The 19,646-nt window shown below is 61.7% G+C and carries 9 protein-coding genes and 8 pseudogenes; 6 read left to right on the top strand and 11 right to left on the bottom strand.

Features of this window, described 5'->3' with window-relative positions; translation table 11 throughout:
- Window positions 1–53: 53 nt before the first annotated feature.
- Complete coding sequence (locus HAP48_RS00370; protein WP_166217205.1) at window positions 54–2,375, bottom strand: hypothetical protein; 2,322 nt, start codon at window positions 2,373–2,375, stop codon at window positions 54–56.
- A 107-nt stretch (window positions 2,376–2,482) separates the two neighbouring features.
- Window positions 2,483–3,412: a transposase gene (locus HAP48_RS00365; protein WP_166217202.1), complete on the bottom strand. Its 930-nt coding sequence runs from the start codon at window positions 3,410–3,412 to the stop codon at window positions 2,483–2,485.
- A 146-nt stretch (window positions 3,413–3,558) separates the two neighbouring features.
- Here HAP48_RS00365 and HAP48_RS00360 point away from each other — a divergent pair, with 146 nt between their 5' ends.
- Together HAP48_RS00360 and HAP48_RS00355 are read left to right on the top strand one after the other, a co-directional pair.
- Window positions 3,559–5,802, top strand: a complete 2,244-nt coding sequence (locus HAP48_RS00360) for a fused MFS/spermidine synthase (RefSeq protein WP_210293384.1) — start codon at window positions 3,559–3,561, stop codon at window positions 5,800–5,802.
- Between the two features lie 157 nt (window positions 5,803–5,959).
- Window positions 5,960–6,270, top strand: a pseudogene (locus tag HAP48_RS00355) (transposase); the annotation flags it as partial.
- A gap of 42 nt (window positions 6,271–6,312) precedes the next feature.
- Here HAP48_RS00355 and HAP48_RS00350 read toward each other — a convergent pair.
- From HAP48_RS00350 to istA, 3 genes and pseudogenes are all read right to left on the bottom strand, one after another.
- Window positions 6,313–7,722 (bottom strand): integrase catalytic domain-containing protein, encoded by a 1,410-nt coding sequence (locus HAP48_RS00350; protein WP_166209478.1) that lies wholly within the window; start codon window positions 7,720–7,722, stop codon window positions 6,313–6,315.
- Between the two features lie 329 nt (window positions 7,723–8,051).
- Window positions 8,052–8,894, bottom strand: a pseudogene (gene istB, locus HAP48_RS00345) (IS21-like element helper ATPase IstB); the annotation flags it as partial.
- An 8-nt stretch (window positions 8,895–8,902) separates the two neighbouring features.
- A pseudogene (gene istA, locus HAP48_RS00340) lies at window positions 8,903–10,393 on the bottom strand (IS21 family transposase); the annotation flags it as partial.
- Window positions 10,394–10,515: 122 nt separating this feature from the next.
- On the opposite strand from istA, the gene HAP48_RS00335 reads away from it, so the two are divergent.
- The gene (locus HAP48_RS00335; protein ID WP_420869799.1) at window positions 10,516–11,928 is read left to right on the top strand and encodes a Ulp1 family isopeptidase; all 1,413 of its coding nucleotides are present in this window, start codon (window positions 10,516–10,518) and stop codon (window positions 11,926–11,928) included.
- Between the two features lie 328 nt (window positions 11,929–12,256).
- On the opposite strand, the gene tnpC is transcribed toward HAP48_RS00335, so the two are convergent.
- The 4 genes and pseudogenes from tnpC to HAP48_RS00315 form a co-directional block, all read right to left on the bottom strand.
- On the bottom strand, window positions 12,257–13,858 hold the full coding sequence (tnpC, locus tag HAP48_RS00330; RefSeq protein ID WP_166205729.1) for an IS66 family transposase: 1,602 nt from the start codon (window positions 13,856–13,858) through the stop codon (window positions 12,257–12,259).
- 125 nt (window positions 13,859–13,983) lie between these two features.
- Window positions 13,984–14,337, bottom strand: coding sequence for an IS66 family insertion sequence element accessory protein TnpB (gene tnpB, locus HAP48_RS00325; protein ID WP_166205730.1), 354 nt, complete (start codon window positions 14,335–14,337; stop codon window positions 13,984–13,986).
- Window positions 14,318–14,764 (bottom strand): IS66-like element accessory protein TnpA, encoded by a 447-nt coding sequence (gene tnpA / locus HAP48_RS00320; RefSeq protein WP_166205731.1) that lies wholly within the window; start codon window positions 14,762–14,764, stop codon window positions 14,318–14,320. Before tnpA ends, tnpB begins: the two co-directional genes overlap by 20 nt.
- Before the next feature lie 79 nt (window positions 14,765–14,843).
- A pseudogene (locus HAP48_RS00315) lies at window positions 14,844–15,428 on the bottom strand (IS256 family transposase); the annotation flags it as partial.
- Between the two features lie 56 nt (window positions 15,429–15,484).
- Between HAP48_RS00315 and HAP48_RS00310 the strand changes: the two are divergent.
- From HAP48_RS00310 to HAP48_RS00300, 3 genes and pseudogenes are all read left to right on the top strand, one after another.
- Window positions 15,485–15,739 (top strand): annotated as a pseudogene (locus tag HAP48_RS00310) (transposase); the annotation flags it as partial.
- Between the two features lie 238 nt (window positions 15,740–15,977).
- Window positions 15,978–17,345, top strand: a complete 1,368-nt coding sequence (locus HAP48_RS00305; RefSeq protein ID WP_166204212.1) for an IS110 family RNA-guided transposase — start codon at window positions 15,978–15,980, stop codon at window positions 17,343–17,345.
- A pseudogene (locus tag HAP48_RS00300) lies at window positions 17,346–18,245 on the top strand (IS3 family transposase); the annotation flags it as partial.
- A 28-nt stretch (window positions 18,246–18,273) separates the two neighbouring features.
- Here HAP48_RS00300 and HAP48_RS00295 read toward each other — a convergent pair.
- Both HAP48_RS00295 and HAP48_RS00290 read right to left on the bottom strand, forming a co-directional pair.
- A pseudogene (locus tag HAP48_RS00295) lies at window positions 18,274–18,507 on the bottom strand (transposase); the annotation flags it as partial.
- Window positions 18,508–18,798: 291 nt separating this feature from the next.
- Window positions 18,799–19,593 (bottom strand): annotated as a pseudogene (locus HAP48_RS00290) (IS110 family RNA-guided transposase); the annotation flags it as partial.
- Window positions 19,594–19,646 lie beyond the last annotated feature (53 nt).

The raw sequence follows: 19,646 nt of genomic DNA, 5'->3' as shown, positions 1-19,646 counted from the left end.
TGTATCTGGAAAGACGGTTACTTTATCTCTTCGGGCGGGAAGGGTCGACACATCTACACGTGCAACACGGGCACCAGCATGTCGAAGTTCTTCGAACAGGGCCACAAGAGGCCGGCAGCGACCCGCAACACCCCGCTCGGGGCGCCCGACGTCAGACCAAGATTGCGGCTCGCAATGGCTTGGCCGATTGAGTAGCCACTTGCCTTGCAGATGTCATGCGCAAGATCAACGTGCGCATGCCGGCCGAAAGCCACGCCCGTATTATTCAAAATAGCGGCTCGGCTATAGACGCCTTTGCGGTCCTCTGTCAGATCGAGGCATTCATCGGCGAACGCTTCTGCTTCGGCGAGATTGCCTTTGGCGTATTCGACCAGGAACCGATTGTTTAGGTGATAGGCCCGCACCTCCCATCTATGGATCGTCGAGGCCTCGATCGGATCTGCGATTTCATCGCCGGCTAAATACGACAGCACATACCAATTGACGAGAGCTGCCTGGGTCATGTGGCTTGGGAATTCGCGCGGTCGCGACTGTAAGACGGCGACCACCTCACGAATTGCACCCGCCGCCTTTCCAAACTCGCCGGAATCGAGAGCCGAGAGGGCGATTGAGTTTCTGACTGCGAGGGCCCCTAACTCATCCTCCGCGCCCTCGAATGCGCGCAGGCTCTCCTCAAACAGAGGGACAGCTTCGGAAAGATGCTCCATGGTGTCGCCAAAGATCCGGCCGATCGTGTAGAGGGCGTACCCGCGCTGGCTCGCCGACAGGGCGTCGGCATGCCTGTCGGCCAACAATTGCCCGGCGATCACGCGCGCTCTCGCCATCGTATAGGCGCCGTCGACGCTCGCGTCCGTTCCTTTCAGCATCAAGGCAAGATTAATGAGGTCAGGCGTAGATTGCGTCACCGAATAAAGACGGTCCGACAGCGAAAGCGCAGCCGTATAGTCTTGCGTTTGATAGCAAGCGACTGCCAGCGCCCTGAAGAACGTCTGGGTTGCAGCTCTCGATAGATCGGAAAACTTCTGCAGGCGGGAGAGCACGGAATCGCGCTCTGTGAGCCGCTGCTCCAGGACTTCAACAAGGATTGGCGCCCGCACCCGGACCGCCGCCGCAAGATATGCCTCCGCATCATCCGCCCGATCAAGCGCTCGGAACGCTGAAAGAAGAATCTGACGACGGCGATCGCCCGCTGGAAAGGCGCCGTCGCGACATGCGTAGGATACAAGGCGATCCGCGAACTCCGAGACAGGCAGGACGATCGCGATCGACGCAGCATAGTCGTCCACATGCGCAAGCAGGTAATCCAAGCCAGACGACGGCTCCTTGAGCACTTCATCTGCACCATCACGCAAACTGTCCATCCATGGGCGCAACAGGAACTCCTGTCGCGCAGCAAAGCGAACGCGCAATGCGCGTGCGATCTCATGGTGCGCGATTGCGTAGACCGCGCCCCGTTCACTGCGGTCAATGCGCAATACGCCGCTGAGATCTCTCAAAAAAGCAGCCGTCCGCAGCGAAGGATACCTCTCGGAAATGAGAAAGCAGATCTCCTCGACTGATAGCGCCTCGTAAGCGAACGTTATGGCCGTCACGATATCGTAGAGGTGCTCGGAGTGGCGTCCATAGATTCTGCCGAGTTTGTCAAGAAGCGCTTCGATCAATGCGCTGCCGCGCGGCAAGTCATCGGGGCGCCGCGCCCCGAACAACGCCAGGGCTCCGACCAAGGCGCGGAGATAGAGGAAGCGTTGGTCAGAAATCGTAAGAAAGTGGTTCCACAAGATGCGCGGAGTATTTGTCTTGTGAAGGTACGCTTCGAGAAGTTGAAGGCTGGCCGGCTCGTCCCGCTTGATGACAAGCTTGCGCGTGGCAGGCATGTCGGAAAGCCGGCGGCGCATCGCCGGCTGCAGTTCACCATCGGTCCGCGCCGTGATCAGAATGAAGATGCCCGGTTCGAGGCTCTCGGGAGCCGGGATGAAATCGAGGATCGGCGCCTCGTTTTGAAGGGGCGATTCATCGACGGCATCGATCACGAGAACGAGCCGACGATCCCCGAACAGCCTGCGACGATGGACAAGGAAAAACTCCAGGTGCTGAGCAAGCGCCCTCTTCTTGTCGGGTGTAACCGTTGACAGGAACGGAATATTTCCGGTGATCGTTTTACCGGTATGCCGATCGGCCCGAAAGCTATCGGTGACGCTCCACGTGAAGTTTCCGGGAATATAGCCGTATAGATCATTACCGTAGTGAACACGAATTGCGGTGTCCGCGACGGCGGGGCGTGACCGCCTCAGGCCGTCGATATGGTGACAAAACGTCGTCTTGCCACAACCGCGCTCCAGTTGAGCTGCTGGAGACGTCGCGGAGATGCTCGGCAATCGCTACGATCTTCGCTTCAAGATCAGAGCGCAGTTTGGCGTCTGTATCAAATCCCAACGCGCCGTGACCGATCGTCTCGTTCCGCCACTGAGCGACCTGGTTCTGGTCAAACACGCGCTTGATGCTGGGTCAGTTCTTGCGCGACAATGATCTGGGCATGTGCATCGACGGCCGCCTGGGCATTATAGGCCTGAACGAAGCCATCCTTCGACTTCATGATGCGGCTTTCCGGATCGGTGAAGTTGCGTTGCGCCTTGGGATTGGGTTCCTCCGATGGCAGCGCCGCCGGTTTGCCCGGCTTCTTGCGGCCTTCGGCCTGGCGCTGCTGTTCCTTTTCGGCCTCGATGCGGCGCTCTTCCTCCGCCGCCAGTTTGGCGTCCGCTTCCAGCGCCGCCATCGCTTGCTGGATCTTCGCCAGCCGTTTCTGCTTGTCGACGGTCCAGTCCGGCAGTTCGTCGCTGTTGCCGAAAGTCTCATCCTCCGAGGCATCCGCCGCCTCGGCGGCCGCCAGCATGCGAGCGACCTCGGCCTTCAATTCCGCCTCGCGCTTCTTCATGCGCTCATAACTCATCGCCTTGTGTTTCGACGCGTTCGCCTTGATCTTCGTACCATCCAGCGCGACATGACCGAGCTTGACCAGCCCGGCCGTCTCGCACAACTTCAGAACCTGCACGAATAGCGCGCCGAGCGCCTTCAAATGTCGCTTGCGAAAGTCGCTGATCGTCCGAAAATCCGGCGCATCCAGCGCCACGATCATCACAAAATCGTTCCGCTCCCGGCAGGCCTTGGCAATCCGACGCGACGAATACAGCCCACTCGCATAGCTATGCAGCAGCAGCGCCACCATCATCCGCGGATCAAACGGCGGCTGCCCAAGCCCGCTCACATAGCTGCCCATGATCTCCCTGAGATCGAGGCTCTCCCGCACCAGATCAACCATAAACCGCGAGACATGGCCTTTCGGCACGAAGTCCTGCACATTCGGCGGCAGAAGCAGCGTCTGATCGATGTTCCAAGGCCGAAAATACTTGCTCATCGCCCAATGTTGAATCAGACCCGACCAGATTTGAACAGCGACTATCCAGACAAGCTCCTAGTGGTTCATTCGGTTTGTGCAAGCCACAGCAATCTTTGGTTGACAATTTGGTCGTAAGGGTTTGACCAGGTAACCGGAAGTAGCTGATGACATCCCTTGAAGTGCCGACTGTGGCGTCGTCAAATGTGACGCCCCTCACCTCTCGCGTTCGCCTGCTGTGCGTCCTGTTCTTCTTCTCGGGCTTTCCAGCGCTCATCTACCAGCTGACCTGGCAGCGCAGCCTGTTCCGGATCTTTGGCGTCAACACCGAGTCGGTGACGATCGTGGTCACGGCGTTCATGCTGGGCCTTGGTCTTGGCAGCCTCGCGGGCGGGTGGATTTCGAAGCGACAAAACGTCAAGCCGCTGCTGCTGCTCGGCATGATCGAACTCATGACCGCCGCGTTCGGGCTGGTCTCGCTGATGATCTTCGAGCAGGTCGGCTATCTCGTCGCCGATCTGCCGCTGGTCGCGATGGCCGCGATCAATCTGGGGCTCGTGCTGATCCCGACCTTGCTGATGGGCGCCACCCTGCCGATCCTGGTCGCCTATCTTGCGAGAACGTCAGGCCAGATCGGCAGCGCCGTCGGCACGCTCTATTTCATCAACACGCTCGGCGCCGGCGCCGCCTGCCTCGCCTGTGCCACGATCCTCTTTCCCTTCTTCGGCATGCATGCCGCTGTCTCGATTGCCGCCGGCATCAACATCGTTGTCGGCATCGGCGCCATTGTCGTCCACCGCATGAAGCCCGACGCGGCGGAGACTGGGGCTGCCGGCGCTACCAAGGCCACCACGCCACGGCTCCTCGGAATGCCCTTCGTGACAGTTCTCGCCATGCTCGGCGGCTTCATCTCGCTGTCCTATGAAATCTTCCTGTTCCGGACGATTTCCTTTGCGACGGGATCGAGCTCGCTGGCCTTTGCCTTGACGCTCGGCGCCTTTCTGGTCGGCATCGCTGTTGGCGCACGCAATGCAGCGAACGTCTGCGACGAATGTTCGCCGACAGAGGCCATGCGACATGCGACGACCGGTCTGCTGTGGGCCAATATCTTCGGCGCGGCCTTCCTGCCTGTCATGGCGCAACTGGCGTGGGTCGGCCCCGGCGTGATCGATATCGGCATTGTCGTCATCTACCTGATCGCGCGGCAGTGGGGTGCCTTGCTGCCCTATCTGTCGCAGTTCGGCATTGCCGCCGACAGCCGGACCGGCATGCAAACCGCGATCCTGTATTTCGCCAACATCATCGGCTGCGCGACCGGCGCGGTCCTCACCGGCTTCGTGCTCGCCAACTGGCTCGGCCTGAAATCGATGGCGGTGTTCCTGCTGGCCGGCGGCACCTTCTGTGCCGTGATGCTGGTCGCGGCGCTCGAAGTGCCAGCGCGGGAACGCATGCGCCATGGCGCCATTGCCGTCGGCATCCTGATCGCCGGTGCAATCGCCAATCCGGTGATCGCCTCCCGCGTGCTGGAGAACCTTCAAAGCAAAGGGACCGTGGATCACGACTTTGCGCAAGTGGTCGAGAACCGCAGCGGCATCATTACTGTCGATACCGATGGTGTCGTATATGGCAATGGCATGTACGACGGACGCTTCAATATCGACTTGAAAAAGACGGACGTGAACGGGATCATTCGTCCCTACGCATTGAGCCTATTCCATCCGGCGCCTCGTGATGTTCTCATGGTCGGATTGGCGTCCGGATCGTGGGCCCAGGTGGTCGCCAGCAATCCGGCGGTTAAGTCTCTTACTATCGTCGAGATTAATCCCGGCTACCTGGAGCTGATCAGACAGCAGCCCGAGGTGCAATCGATCCTGCGCAACCCGAAGGTCCGCATCATCGAGGATGATGGCCGGCGATGGCTCAACCATCACCCCACAATTCGGTTCGATGTGGTCCTTTCGAACACGACCTGGCATTTCCGCGCCAACGCCACAAATCTGCTCTCACTGGAGTTCCACGATCTTGTAAGGCGGCACCTCAATCCCGGCGGCGTGTTCTTCTACAACACGACCGACTCACGTCGCGTGCATCGCACGGCTTGCACCGCCTTTCCGCACGGAGCCAGATTCATCAATCACATGGTGGTCTCAGACACACCAATCGACTGGAACTACACACGATGGCGCTCGGTTCTGGAAAGCTACAGGATCGACGGCAAGCCCGAATTAGACCTTGGCAACGCCACGGACCGAGCGCGGGTCGATTCGTTGATGACCCAGTTTCGGCTCGGCGGCCCGATGATTGAAGACTGCCCCGATATTCTGGCGGCCACGAAGGATAAGGCAGTTATCACGGACGACAATATGGGCACCGAGTGGCGCTATTATCTCAACCTTGAATCCTCTAAGTAGCTCGTTTGAATTGGGGCCACATATAGCACAAGCAGCATGGCCGCCGACGTTTAACGAACCGCTGGCGTACAGAGCCGGACTCGCAAATTTGAACAGATCGATAAGTGGAGTTTCTGCCTGACGGCGGGCACGCTGAGCCTGCGAATCAGGAGTGACCATGAACCGACGACCGCGCCGGAACCACACCCCGGCCTTCAAGGCGAAGGTGGCGCTTGCTGCCGTCAAGGGTGACCGGACGATAGCTCAACTGGCCGAACACTTCGATGTCCATCCCAATCAGATTACGGCCTGGAAGGCCCAGTTGGAGGGTGGAGCTTCCGGAGTTTTCGGATCGGGGAACACGGCGCCGTCCGCGCCTGCGATCGACGTGAAGTCGCTGCACGCCAAGATCGGGGAGCTGACGCTGGAGAACGATTTTTTAGAAGGAGCGCTCACCAAGGCGGGATTGCTGAGCGCAAAGTGTCAATCGGCGTTCAAATTTGACCCCTCGTATTGCCTCAGGAAGTAATGTTACCCGGGATGAAGGTCTACGAACTGCCCCAGACCGGTCTCGAGCCGCGGCCAGCTCGGTGGAGAGGCTGTGGGCGGGGCGGAGTGCTCATCACACGCAGCGCCGTCCACAGCCTCGGGCCGTATTTCATCCACGGGCATGGATACGATGGCTGTCTCCGCCACCTTCCGCCGGAGGGACCGAAGCAGGCGCTGAACGATCGAATGCTGCTTGTCGCTGAACATCGAGGGATCGATCGTGGCGAGCCTGCCCACGATGGCCAGTGCAGTGAGCTGTGGCTCGACGGCGAGCCAGTTCTCGATGATCGCGAGATGGGGATCGAGCTTCGAGGGCATGCGAATACGCGTTTTGTATCGCTGTTTCGGCCGGCGGTGCGTGGCCCGCACTTCGGCGGTTTTTGCCGCCGTGCCGAGCGATCGGGCAAACGAGAGCGGATCAGCCGGCGATACGGTGGGAACCTTCGCAAGACCGCGCTTGCCGATCCGTTCGCCGAGCTCTTCCTGCGCCGTGCGGATCGTGGCAAGCAATTGTATGGGATCGAGAGTCCGATACGTGTGGCGCAGACGGCGCTTGACCGCTGATGGGAGTTTCGGGTGCCCCAGTGCACGTTCGTATGGTGTGGCAGGCGGATGATAGCGTTTGATGATCTTGGCACCCTCGCGGCGCTTCTCTTTGAGCTTGAATGACGGCTGGAAGAAGTTCACCAGCAGGCGCGCCGCCGCGTAGAGACGTGCCATCACGCGGGCCGTCTCGACCCCGTCGAAGCGCCCGTATCCGACGAGCCGCCGGACCACCGCACCGTTCTTCTGCTCCACGAAAGCCTGATCGTTCTTTTTGTAGGCACGTGACCGCGTTACCTCGATCTTCTGTGCTCGGCACCATGGAACGACGACGTCGTTCATGAACGCGCTGTCGTTATCGAAGTCGGCGCCACAGATCACCCACGGGAACAGGCCCTGCGCTCGCTTCATCGCTTCCACGACGAGGCTGCCATCGCGTGTCACCAGGGGCAGGCATTCCGTCCATCCTGTTGCGATGTCCACCATGGTCAAAGTCTGGATAAACGAGCCGGCGACGCTGGTCCCACCGTGCGCGACCATGTCGATCTCGCAAAAGCCTGGCGGCGGGTTTGCCCAGTCATTGAAAGTGCGGATCGGCACCTCGCGTCGAATCGCCGAGTAGAATCCGACTCGCCGCCGGCGCCCCCCAGCAGCCGCAATTTTAACGTCGATCAACATCCGATCGATCGTCGCCGCGCTCAGAGTTGTCAGCAGCGCACGCTCTGCGCTCGTTGGCTTCAGCCGGCCATGCCGCTCGAGTGCGGGCAACAGCACTGGGATCATCGATACGAGGCGCTTACCGCAGACGCGATCGGAGGCTTCCCACAGCGCGATCAGCGCGTCGCGCACGCTGGCGTATTTGCGTCGCCGACTTGTCGCTGGTTCGGTTGGGCTCGTTGCCCCTTCGTCCAGTGGTGGCCTGGGCCTGTCCCTTCCGGCAACCGACAGTGCTCGCACCGCGTGCTTGCGGTGCCAACCCGTCGTCGCTGTCAACTCGTCAAGGATCCGTCCCTTCTCAACTCGTCCAGCCGCACGGTAGCGCCTCGCCACCACGGCCAACACCTCGCGCCTTGCGCCCATGCTGATCCCGCTCGCCATTGGCGCCACCGACCTGATTCGGTAACGCCGCCCCAGTCATCAGCGGAATTGTTCGGTAACATTTTCGATGAGGCAATGCGCCCCTCATCGGCGTCCAATTTTGACCCCTTTGCGCGGCGGGCTTTGCTGGTAGCGCTCGTCTCGTCGGAGCTGGCCGGGATAGCGGAGGCGAGACGAGCGCGGGTGGCGTGATCGTCGTCTCGGCTCTTGAACCGCCAGCTATCGTTGCCGGTCTCGACAATGTCGCAGTGATGGGTCAACCGGTCGAGCAGCGCGGTGGTCATTTTGGCGTCGCCGAACACGCTCGGCCATTCGCCGAAGGCGAGATTGGTGGTCACGATGACAGAGGCGCGCTCATAGAGCCGGCTGACGAGGTGGAAGAGAAGCTGGCCACCGGACTGGGCGAAGGGCAAATAGCCGAGTTCATCCAGCACGATGAAGTCCATCCGGGTCAGATGCTCGGCGAGCCGTCCTTGCCGTCCGTTGCGGGTCTCGGTCTCGAGGCGATTGACGAGGTCGACTACGTTGAAGAAGCGGCCGCGAGCCCCGGATCGGATGCAGCTTCTGGCGATGGCAATGGCCAGGTGGGTCTTGCCTGTGCCGGTGCCGCCAACCAGCACGACGTTGCGTTGTTGGGCGATGAAGCCGCCGCCAGCGAGATCATTGACGAGAGTCTGATTGATCGGCGTGCCGTCGAACTGGAAGTCGGCAATGTCCTTGGCAAGCGGCAGCTTGGCAATGGTGAGCTGGTATTTGATCGACCTGGCTTGCTTCTCGTTGATCTCGGCGTTGAGCAGGTCGCCGACAATGCGCTGAGGTTCGTGCTGGCGTTTGACGGCAGTTGCCATGATCTCGTCGAAGGCAGCCTTCATGCCGTAGAGCTTGAGTTCGCCCATGAGGTCGAAGATTTGGGTTCGTTCCATCAGATGGTCCTCCGGAGGTTGTCGTAGCGGGCACAATCGGCGATCGGCGCATGACGGAGCGTCAGTGCGGCCGGCGTCATGATGTTGGCCGGTGGGGCGGGTTCACGTTGACGGGCCAGGATATTGAGCACGACATCGGCGGAATGGACGCTGTGACTGAGCGCTTCAGCACAGGCTGCTTCCACCGCGGGCAGACCGTCAGTCAGCACCGCGTTGAGGATGTCGACCATCTGCCGATTGCCATCGTCGGTGCTGGCAAGCTTGCGCCGGATCCGCTCGATCGCGGCCGGCAGCACCCAGTCTTTGAAGGGAGCACCGTTGCGCAAGGCGCCGGGTTTGCGGGCGAGCACCGGCACATAATGCCAGGGGTCGTAGACGGTATCGCCGCGGCCAAAGGATCGCGGGTGCTCGGCAACGATGCGTCCATCCTGACGGATCACAATGCGATCGGCATAGGCTTGAACCTCGACCGGTCGTCCGACTGCGCTGGCTGCGACCGAGTATTTGTTATTGTCGAAGCGCACCAGGCAGGTCTTCGAGACCGATGCCGTCACCGCATGGAAGCCGTCGAAGCGGCCGGCATAGGGAACGAGTTTGGGGCGTTCGGCTTCGAACACTTCCCAGATCGTCTGATCGACCAGCTCCGGATGGCGATGAGCCTTGGCGTAGGCGATGCATTTGTCGAGCAGCCAGACGTTTAACTCGTCGAGGTTTTTGAACCGCAGCCGCGGCGTGAAGAAGCGTTCCCTGACCAGCCCGACCTGGTTCTCGACCTGCCCCTTCTCCCAGCCCGACGCTGGCGTGCAGGCGACCGGATCGACCAGATAGTGGCTGCACATCTGCAGGAAGCGGCGATTGTAGAGACGCCCTTTACCGACGAAGATCGTCTCTACGGCGGTCTTCATGTTGTCGTAGATGCCGCGGGTGCAGGTGCCTTTGAACAGGGCGAACGCCCGGTCGTGGGCGTCGAACACCATCTCCTGCGTCTCCCGCGGATAGGCCCGCACGAACAGCATGCGGCTGTGACAGAGCCGGACATGGGCGGCCTTCACCATCACCGTGGTGCCGCTCAGCAAGACCACCTCGTGGCTCCAGTCGAACTGGTAGGCTTCGCCGGGGGCAAAGCTCAGCGGGACATAAGCGGCCGCGGTCGATTGCCCGCGTTCTTTGCTCCACCGCCTGGCGTAACGCCGCACGGCATCGTAACCGCCGTCGTAGCCGCTCCCGCGCAGCTCTTCGAAGATCCGGATCAGCGTCAGCTGTTCACGAGCCGGTTTGGTCGCGTTCGCCGCCAGCAGCCTATCGAGCTCCGATGCCCACCGCCCCAGCTTTGGTCGTGGCTGCACCTGCCGCTCGTACTCGAAGGAGGTCCCTCCGGACCTCAGCACCTTCCGGACCGTGTTCCGCGACACCTTCAGGTCGCGGGCGATCTCCTTGATCGTCTTGCCCTTGATGAAGTGCTCGCGCCGAATCCGCGCAATCGTCTCCACGACCAGCATCCCCGACCACCTGCTTCATTCCAAAGCAGGCAGCGCAACAGACCAACCTACAGGGGGTCAATTTTGGACGCCGATCCCCCGGCTTAGGGGGTCAATATTGCAGGCCGAATGACACGCAGCCGATGATGCAGGCGAGCGGGCACGAAGATGCCACGGCGCCGCATGCGGTCGCGACGTACGTCGGAGGCGCCCCTGCGCACAGCGCGCCGCGGGGAGGTTACGATCAGGATCTGCCTTTGATGGTGGAAGACGGCCCACCGTGGTCCGGGGTTCCCCCTGAGCAGGCGCAGGAGATAGTCCAAGCTCGAGAGCAGGAACCTGCCAGGTCCACCTCAACCTGGTCGCCGCAGATGCCGCTCAACTTTGATTGGAGTATGTGGCCGACCCTGGAAGCAGCGTCAGCGCACTCTGCCAGGGCTCCTTCAGACATCGAAGGCGGTCTTGAGGCAGCGGTTCATCCGAATCCGCCCGCACCGTTCGAGTTGCGTGACAATGCTTGGAGCCCGGCGCCTGACTTTCCGCCGCCGTTTGCCGGGCCAGTACCGGGTCATCACCAGGGCGTTCGACAGCCCGGCTCGCCGCAGGGGCTTTCTCCGGCGCCAGCCTTCTCGGATGATGAAGCTTTGGCGTGGTTGCGCGAGGAGCTGGCGCGGCGGCAGATGCAAGAGCCGGCCTCACCATCAACCAGCAGGGCTCCGTCAGACACCTACGGCGGTCTTGAGTCTTTTGTTGATCTGGATGCGCCCCCGCCGTCCGAATTGCGCGACGATGCTCACTTTGAGCCGGCGCCCGCTGCCAGGTCTCGCTCAGACACCTACCGTGGTTTTCCATTGGTTGATCTGACTGCGGCCACGCCGTCCGAATCACGCGACGATGCTAATTCTGTACGGCCGTTTCCGAGCACCTCCGCTGATGCTCAGATCGGGGCTTTAGATCCGACAGCCTCGTCCCACGGCCGCGGGCTGGTGCTCGAGGACACGGAATGGCTGGGCGACGAGCATATCGACAGGGATTACCGGCTCCAGGAGCAGGATTTGCAGAGGTACCATCCGGATCTCGCCGCCCGGACGCGGTTCGTGAATCCCCTCATCGTCCTAAATTATCTGCGCTCTAACGACGATGGCGTCGTGCGAACCGAATTCCAGCGCATCGTCTACGATAATGGTAACGATACAGCCGACTTCCTGTTCCTGCCCGTGATTAATGCCAATCCTGAAGATCCTAATAGCCTCGGCAACCATTGGTCGCTGCTGTTCGTTGATCGCCGCGACCGGGGGCGGCCGGTCGCCTATCACTACGATTCCTACGGGGGACTCAACAACAAGGATGCAGAACATCTCGCAGGTCGGCTGGACCTCCGCCTCGAGCGAGCCGGCATGGCCCAGCAGCGGAACGGCTATGATTGCGGCGTCTTCGTGGTGGACGGCACGCGGGCGCTGGTTAGGCAATTGGAGCAAGGACGGGAGCCAGACCTGCTGAACCTCAGCAACCTCGTTGCCAATCGGCAGGCACTGCAGAACCGACTCAGGGGCTGATGTCGCCATGGGCGGATAGCTCAGGCTGGAGCGGCTCACGCCGACGGCCTGGGCCCCCGGGCACGAAGGACCGGAACCAGCGCAGCGTCGCGAACTCGGCTGTGGCCAATTCCCGGGCTTTGGGAATCGCGTCGCGCACGGTCAGCATCGAGCTATCGCCAAATTTTGGTGACGGCGCGGCCGGTCAGGCGGCGGCGGTTATGGGCTGACGGTCAGTAAGCGCGCATTTTACTGCACAGGCTGCGCGCGCGGCTGGCCGCGGCGTCGCGTGGCGCCGGGGCCCAGCGGGATCATCGGAACGGCTTGATTGATCCTGAGCGTTTGACGGTCAGCCGCTGTCGTTGTCAGCTGGCAGGTTTTTTTGAGCGGTGCAATTGAACGGCAACAGATCTTCGATATCGGCGTCTGGCGCGCGTTGGGGCAATTCGGTGAGCGCGTGACGTAGCCATGCATAGGGATCGACGCCGCATGCCCGGCATGTCAGCACCAAACTGTAGATCACGGCGCTTGCCTTGGCGCCGGCAACGGTGTCGCTGAACAGCCAACTTTTTCGTCCGGTGCAAAACGGCCTGATGTCGCGCTCCAGAACATTGTTATCGATCGGGGCGAGACCGTCACTGGTGTAACGGGTCAGATAATCCCATTGGTTGCGTGCATAGGCGATCGCCTTGCCGGTCAAGCTTTCGGGTAGCACCTTCGGCGCCTGGTCGTCGAGCCAGGTCCGGAAGGCGGCCAATACCGGCAGGCTATGCTGCTGGCGCAGCCGCAAGGTGTATGCGGCGCGCGTTTCGCCGTCGGGCGGCGTCTGGCGCGCCACCCTCTCGACCTCGTACAACGCCTCGAAGAACTTGAGCGCCTGCAATGGCGGACCGCCAGGCTTTGTCCTGGCCTTGAGCGCATCGGTAAATTTCCTGCGCGCATGCGCCATACAGCCGAGATGGGTCGCGCCTGTCAGCGTGCGCCAGGCGTCATAGCCGTCGCTCATCAACAAGCCGCGATAGCCGGCCAGGAAGGCCTGAGGATGTTGCTGGCCGCGACCGGGCTGGTAATCGAACAGCACGACCGGCTGCGCGCAGTCCTGGCCGCTGCGATAGGCCCACATGAAGGATTTGGCCTGCGCATCACGGCCGTCCTCTTTAAGAACCTGGACCCAGGTTTCGTCGCCGTGGACCAGGGGCTGCGACATGAGCTTTTGCTGTAGCGCGTCATAGACCCGATGCAGATGCAACTCGCTCGCCCGGATCACCCAGTTGCCCAGCGTCCCGCGGCTGATGCTGACGTCGGCGCGCCCCAGCGCGTCCGCCACACGGTACAGCGGCGTGCCGTCGACGTATTTGTTGGCGAGCACCAGCGCCAGCGTCGATGGCGTGGCGACGCTACCCGGCAGCGGCTGCGCCGGCATCGGCGCGGTCACAATCGGGGTGTTCAGCGCGGTGCGCTCGCAGTGACGGCAGGCATATTTGAACCGCACATGTTGCAGCACCGACGCCTTGACCTCGACGTGCAACTGCTCGGTGACGGTCTCGCCCATCCGATGCATCCGATTATGGCAGCACGGACAGTCCTTTTGATCCTCACCCAGATCGTGTTCGACGCGTTGGCGCGGCAGATCGTCAGGCAGCGGCTTGCGGCCGCGTGCCTTCGGCGCCGGCTTTGGAGCCTCCGGCAATCCCGTGTCCGGCACGGCGACCGCCTCGACATCGTCGTCGTCCCGGCTTTCAGCGGCGGCCTGCTCGGCTTCGTTGAAGATGCGCTCCTTGAGCTTTTCGCTCTTCGGCGCATACCGGTGCAGGCGCTCCAGGCGCAACTGCTCCTCTAGATGCAGCACGCGTTGTGCGAGTTTCTCGTTTTCGGCCTTCAGCGCCGCGATCTCGGCCGCGTGCGCCGCGATCAAGGCTTCCAGTTCGTGCGTCGTGGGCTTGCGACTCATCGGAGTCTTGAATCGAAGTCATGCCGCCGCGTCAACCGGGCTCCCATGTCTTCGTCATGTCTTCGGCCGCGTCATCTGAGAACGGCCATGCCGAAGCCCGATGACGCCGCCCGCATCGAACACGCTCAGCCCACGCTCTGATATTGCCGCACCGGATGACGACGCACCGCCGCGATGTTGATGCCGTCAAGCAGCCAGTGCAGCTCCTCCGTCGTCAGCGTCAGCACCGCCTCCTGACTTCGGGGCCAGTGGAATCTGTCGGCCTCCAGCCGCTTCAGCAGCATCCAAAATCCTGACCGATCATAAATCAGCAGCTTGATCCGGTCGCGGCGACGATTGCAGAACGCGAACACCGCGCGCTGGAACGGATCCAGCCCCATCGACTGCTCGACCACGATCGCCAGGCTGTTGATGCCCGCCCGGAAGTCAATCGGTTCGCGGTGAAGGTAGACCCGAAGATCAGACGCCAGTCGGAACATCGCAACGCCCCAGCGCTTCAATCACCGCCGACAGCAACTGCGCGTCGCCGCCTTCCAGCGAAAGCGTCACGCCGTTGGGCATCGATGCCGTCAGCCGCCCTGCACAGGATCGCTCCGTCGCGCAAACCGCAATCGCGCCAGCAGATCGAGTTGGCGACGGCGACGGCGCGCGAACCGGAATAAAGGCTGGCGCAATCGGCGCCCGCGCCTCCGGCTGGCCATCCCCGTTCTGAAGTTGTCGCTTGGCCACCCACTTGCGCAGCAGGTTCGCGTTCACGCCGTGTTGCAGCGCAAGCCCCGCCAGCGACACGCCAGACTGCAGACAGGCCTCGACCAGCCGCTGTTTGCTGGCCGGATCATAGCGACGCCGGCCATTGCGCAACACGCCGACCGTCTCAAGTCTCAAAGGTTCTTCTGGAGTGATCATCGATCGTGTCCACCTCGCTCATGGTGGACACCTCATCCCATCCCCGCGCTCAACTGCATAGGTGCGTAGAAAGGAGCGCTTACGGACGGTCAGTCGGTTTGGCGATGACCTCGATCCCGTCGTTGAATGTCACACCGAGAACGAGTTTTGGCAACTGGTTGTGGCCATCGAGACGACGCCAGCTTTTCTGCGCGGCCTCAAGCAGTTTGAAGACCATCGCGAGCGCCGTTCTGTTGGACAGGCAGCCCTTCGATCGGATCGTGCGGTGGCGCACGGTAGCGAAGGTGCTTTCAATGGGATTGGTGGTCCGCAGGTGTTTCCAGTGTTCGGCCGGGAAGTCGTAGAACGCCAGTAGCGTGTCCCGATCCTTGCTCAGGCAGTCGGCCGCCTTCTCGTATTTGGGCGTGTAGCTCTCGATGAAGGCGTCGAACGCCAGCTCGGCGGCGGCCTTGGTTTCGGCCATCCAGATCTCCTGCAACGCGCGTTTGGCTTTAGGCTGCTGGCTCTTCGGCAACTTGGCGATCACGTTGGCGGTCTTGTGTACCCAGCAGCGCTGCTCGCGCGTTTTCGGCCAGACCTCGCCGGCGGCCTTCCAGAACCCGAGCGCGCCGTCGGCGATGGTGAGCCGCGGCGGCACGCCGAGCCCGCGCCGCTTCAGGTTGAGCTGCTGCCGGTTTGATGGACACCGAGATTAGGTGTTTCATGAAGCCGGAGGTGGCGATGAAAAGACGGAAGTTCAGCCGCGAGTTCAAGGTCGAGGCGGTCAAGCTGGTGCGGCAACGTGGGGTGTCGGTGGCGCAAGCTGGCCGTGACCTGGATGTTCATGAGAATGTTCTCCGCAAATGGGTGAAGGAGTTGGGCTCCGACCCGGCGCAAGCCTTTCCCGGCCACGGGCAGATGAAGCCGGAGCAGCAGGAGATCGAGCGGCTGCGCCGTGAGGTCGCCAAGCTGAAGGCCGAGCGGGATATCCTAAAAAACTGTCCAGCGCCGTGGCGTGCCTGCGCGGGGTAGAAACAGCCTTGTGCTATCGTCTGAGGCCGGGAGGGTAGCGGCCGTCAGCTTATTGGAGGCACTGTCCCCGTTAAAAAACGTGGTCCATGGGTGCATGCGGACTTGAGAGTGGTGACGGCGCTCCGGCGGCGATCCCGATTAGGAAGATGACAAATTGGCATAACCCAGACCCTCCTGCCCATGATTGGACGGAGGACCCGCAATGCTCAAGACGACAACTGCAGATCGCCCGGAATTGAAGCCAGTCAACGTCGGGGCGGCTGCCATCGACATCGGATCAAAGATGCACATGGCCGCCGTGAACCCGGCCTGCACCGATGTCCCAGTGCGCACGTTCAGCACGTTCACACAGGACCTGCATAGTCTGGCGGACTGGTTCAAGACATGCGGTGTGACCAGCGTCGCGATGGAATCCACTGGCGTCTATTGGATCCCGGTCTACGAGATTCTGGAGCAGCGCGGGTTCGAGGTCATTCTGGTCAACGCGCGGTATGCCAAGAATGTGCCCGGGCGCAAGACCGATGTCAGCGATGCTGCGTGGTTACGCCAGCTTCATTCCTATGGGCTGTTACGCGGCAGCTTCCGTCCCGATGCCGAGATTGCGACCCTGCGCGCTTATCTGCGCCAGCGGGAGCGGCTGGTTGAATATGCTGCCGCCCATATCCAGCACATGCAGAAGGCTCTGATGGAGATGAACCTGCAGCTCCATCATGTCGTCTCGGATATCACCGGAGCGACTGGTATGCGGATTATCCGAGCCATTGTTGCAGGCGAGCGCAATCCCGACGTTCTGGCAACCTATCGAGACGTGCGCTGCCATTCTTCAACGGAGACGATCCGCGCGGCGCTGATCGGCAACGACCGGGAGGAACATGTCTTCGCTCTGACCCAATCGCTGGAACTCTACGACATCTACCAGGCGAAGATGCTGGACTGCGACCGCAAGCTCGAAGTCTTGATCGCCGCGCTTAGCAACAGAGAAGCAAAGCCGGTCGGAAAGCTATCCCAGCCACGCGTAAAGACCAAGCAGGTCAACACACCCACCTTCGATGTCAGGACCGCGCTGTACGGTGTGCTCGGCGTTGATCTGACTGAGATCCATGGGCTGGGTCCGTCACTCGCATTGAAGCTCGTCGGCGAGTGCGGCAAGGATCTGAGGGCGTGGCCAACCGCCAAGCACTTCACCTCTTGGCTCTGCCTCGCACCCGGCAACAAAATCTCCGGTGGCAAGGTACTATCTTCACGCACGCGGAGATCCTCCAGCCGGGCAGCCGCACTACTGCGATTGGCAGCCACAACCGTGGGGCGGAGCGATACGGCGCTCGGAGCATTCTATCGCCGGCTGTCCTCACGCGCGGGCAAGTCGAAGGCGGTGACGGCGACCGCCCGCAAGATTGCAGTTTTATTCTACAACACACTCCGGCATGGCATGAGCTACAGGGATCCAGGTGCCGACCAATATGAGCGACAATATCGCAGCCGCGTCCTCGCTAACCTTCAGCGCCGGGCCAAATCGCTCGGCTTTGTCTTGCAGGCCATTCCGTGCAACGCCAATCAGGCTGTTTCTTAGGAAGGCCGCAGCCTACTTCGCGAAGGAAGCGACATGAAGTTCGCCTTCGTCGCGAAGCACCGGACGATCTGGCCGGTGGCATGGCTATGCGATGCGCTGGGAGTGTCGCGGTCGGGCTTCCATGCCTGGCTGAACCGCTCTCCCAGCGCCAGATCCCGCAGCGACGAGGAGCTCGGCGGCAAGGTCAAGGCCAGCTTCGCCGCCAGCGACCGCACCTATGGCGCACGCCGGGTGTGGCGTGACCTGCTCGCCGACGGGGCGGATTGCGGCCTGCACCGGATTGAGCGGCTGATGCGCCTGCAAGGCTTGCGGGCGCGGCCGCGACGTCGGCGCTTACCGAAGGACAGCGGCGATCGACAGCTCGAGACCGTACCGGCGAACCTCCTTGACCGGCAGTTCGCCGCCGAGCGGCCGAACCAGAAGTGGATCGCCGACTTCACCTATCTCTGGACGGCCGAAGGCTGGCTCTATGTCGCAGCGGTGATCGACCTGTTCTCACGCCGCGTGGTGGGCTGGTCGATGAGTGCCGCCATGACGGCACAGCTCGTGACGGACGCATTGTTGATGGCCGTCTGGCGGCGCGGCAAGCCGGATGCGCTGTTGCATCACTCCGACCAGGGCAGCCAGTACACCAGCGAGCAGTTCCAGCGCCTGATGGCCGACCACGGCATCGTTTGCAGCATGAGCCGCTCCGGCAACGTCTGGGACAACGCGGCGATGGAGAGCTTCTTCTCCTCGCTCAAGACCGAGCGTACGGCCAACAAGATTTATCAAACCAGAGATGAGGCACGCGCCGATGTGTTCGACTACATCGAACGATTTTACAACACGACCCGCAGGCACTCGACCATCGGCTATCTCAGCCCGGTTGAGTTCGAGCGCAAGGTGGGATTAGCTTAAGCGGGTGTCCATCAAACCGGCAGCAGCTCAGGTCGAGCAGCAGATCGCGCCAGTCCTGCGCGCTCTCGCGGGCGCCATCGGTGAAGCCGACCAGTTCCTTGCGGCCTTCCGGCGTCGCGCCGATCAGCACCAGGATGCACTGCTTTTCGTCTTCGAGGCGTGCTTGGAGATGGATGCCATCGGCCCAGATGTAGACGTAGCGCTTCGCCGACAGATCGCGCCTCTGCCACGCGGTGTGTTCGTCAAGCCAACCGTCCTTCAGACTATAGCGCGACATGTATGGAACGGCCCGCGGGCGCAAGAGCTTTCTCAGTCGACTTCACACATGGGAGCGGTGCGGTCATGTATACGGCCTGTAAAGCGCGGCGCATGACCGCTGGCCTCGATGAAGTCCGCGACACAAGGGGCTAAATCAATCAGACGCGCTTGAAGCGCATTGTCGCGCCAGCCTCACTCGTGTCGGGATTTCGTCCCGTGGGTTCATCGCCTGTTATTGCTCCTTGCCCTCTGCCGGCCCGCGCCGGTCAGATCTCTTTGACAACTGCTGTATTCATCAAGCGGCAGGCGTAGTCGTCGCTAGCGTCTCCGGATGCCGATAAATCCCACCCCTGTTCAAGAGCGCCCAGGCAATTCGCGCTGTCTTGTTGGCCAGTGCGACCGCTGCCACCTTGTACGGACGTCTGGCGAGCAGCGACTTCAACCATGGCGGCGCCCGATCAGCCTTCCGGGCAATTCGCAGGACGGATGTCGCCCCAAGAACGAGGAGGCTCCGAAGTTCGGGGTTTCCCATCTTCGAGATTCGCCCCATCCGCTCCTTGCCCCCACTCGAATGCTGTCGCGGCGTCAGTCCCAGCCAGGCAGCAAAGTGACGAGCGGATTTGAAGCCGCCGGGATCTGGCACCAGCGCCTTGATGGTCGCCGCTGTAATGGCTCCAATGCCGGGGATGGTAGTCAGTCGGCGCATGTCCTTGTCGGTCCTTGCCGCAGCAACAATGGCTCGCTCGAGCTTGTCAATCTGGTCCGCCTGAGCCTCGATCTGATCGGCAACTGCCGTCAGCGCGAAGCGCGCTGCCGCAGGCAAGCGGATATCTGCTACATCCCGTACGATTGCAACCAACGCCTCGACCTTTGTCCGGCCGGCGGCGGCAATGATGCCCAACTCAGCCAGATGCGAGCGCAGGGCGTTGATCGTCTGCGTTTGCTGTTTCACCAGAAGTGCGCGACTCTTCAGGACCATCGTTCCGGCTTGTTGCTCGGCCGTTTTGATCGGAACGAAGCGCATGGTCTTGCGAGTCACGGCTTCGCTGATGGCCTCGGCATCCGCCGCATCCGTTTTTCCACGCTTCAGTAGAGTCGAGGAGAGGCGCGGTGATGCGCTTGTTGCGCGTTCCGTTTCCTCTC

It is taken from the genome of Bradyrhizobium septentrionale, assembly GCF_011516645.4.
In the GTDB taxonomy this organism is placed as follows: Bacteria; Pseudomonadota; Alphaproteobacteria; order Rhizobiales; family Xanthobacteraceae; genus Bradyrhizobium; species Bradyrhizobium septentrionale.
The sequence above is the reverse complement of the archived record's forward strand: the minus strand, read 5'-3'. Positions and strand labels throughout refer to the sequence as shown.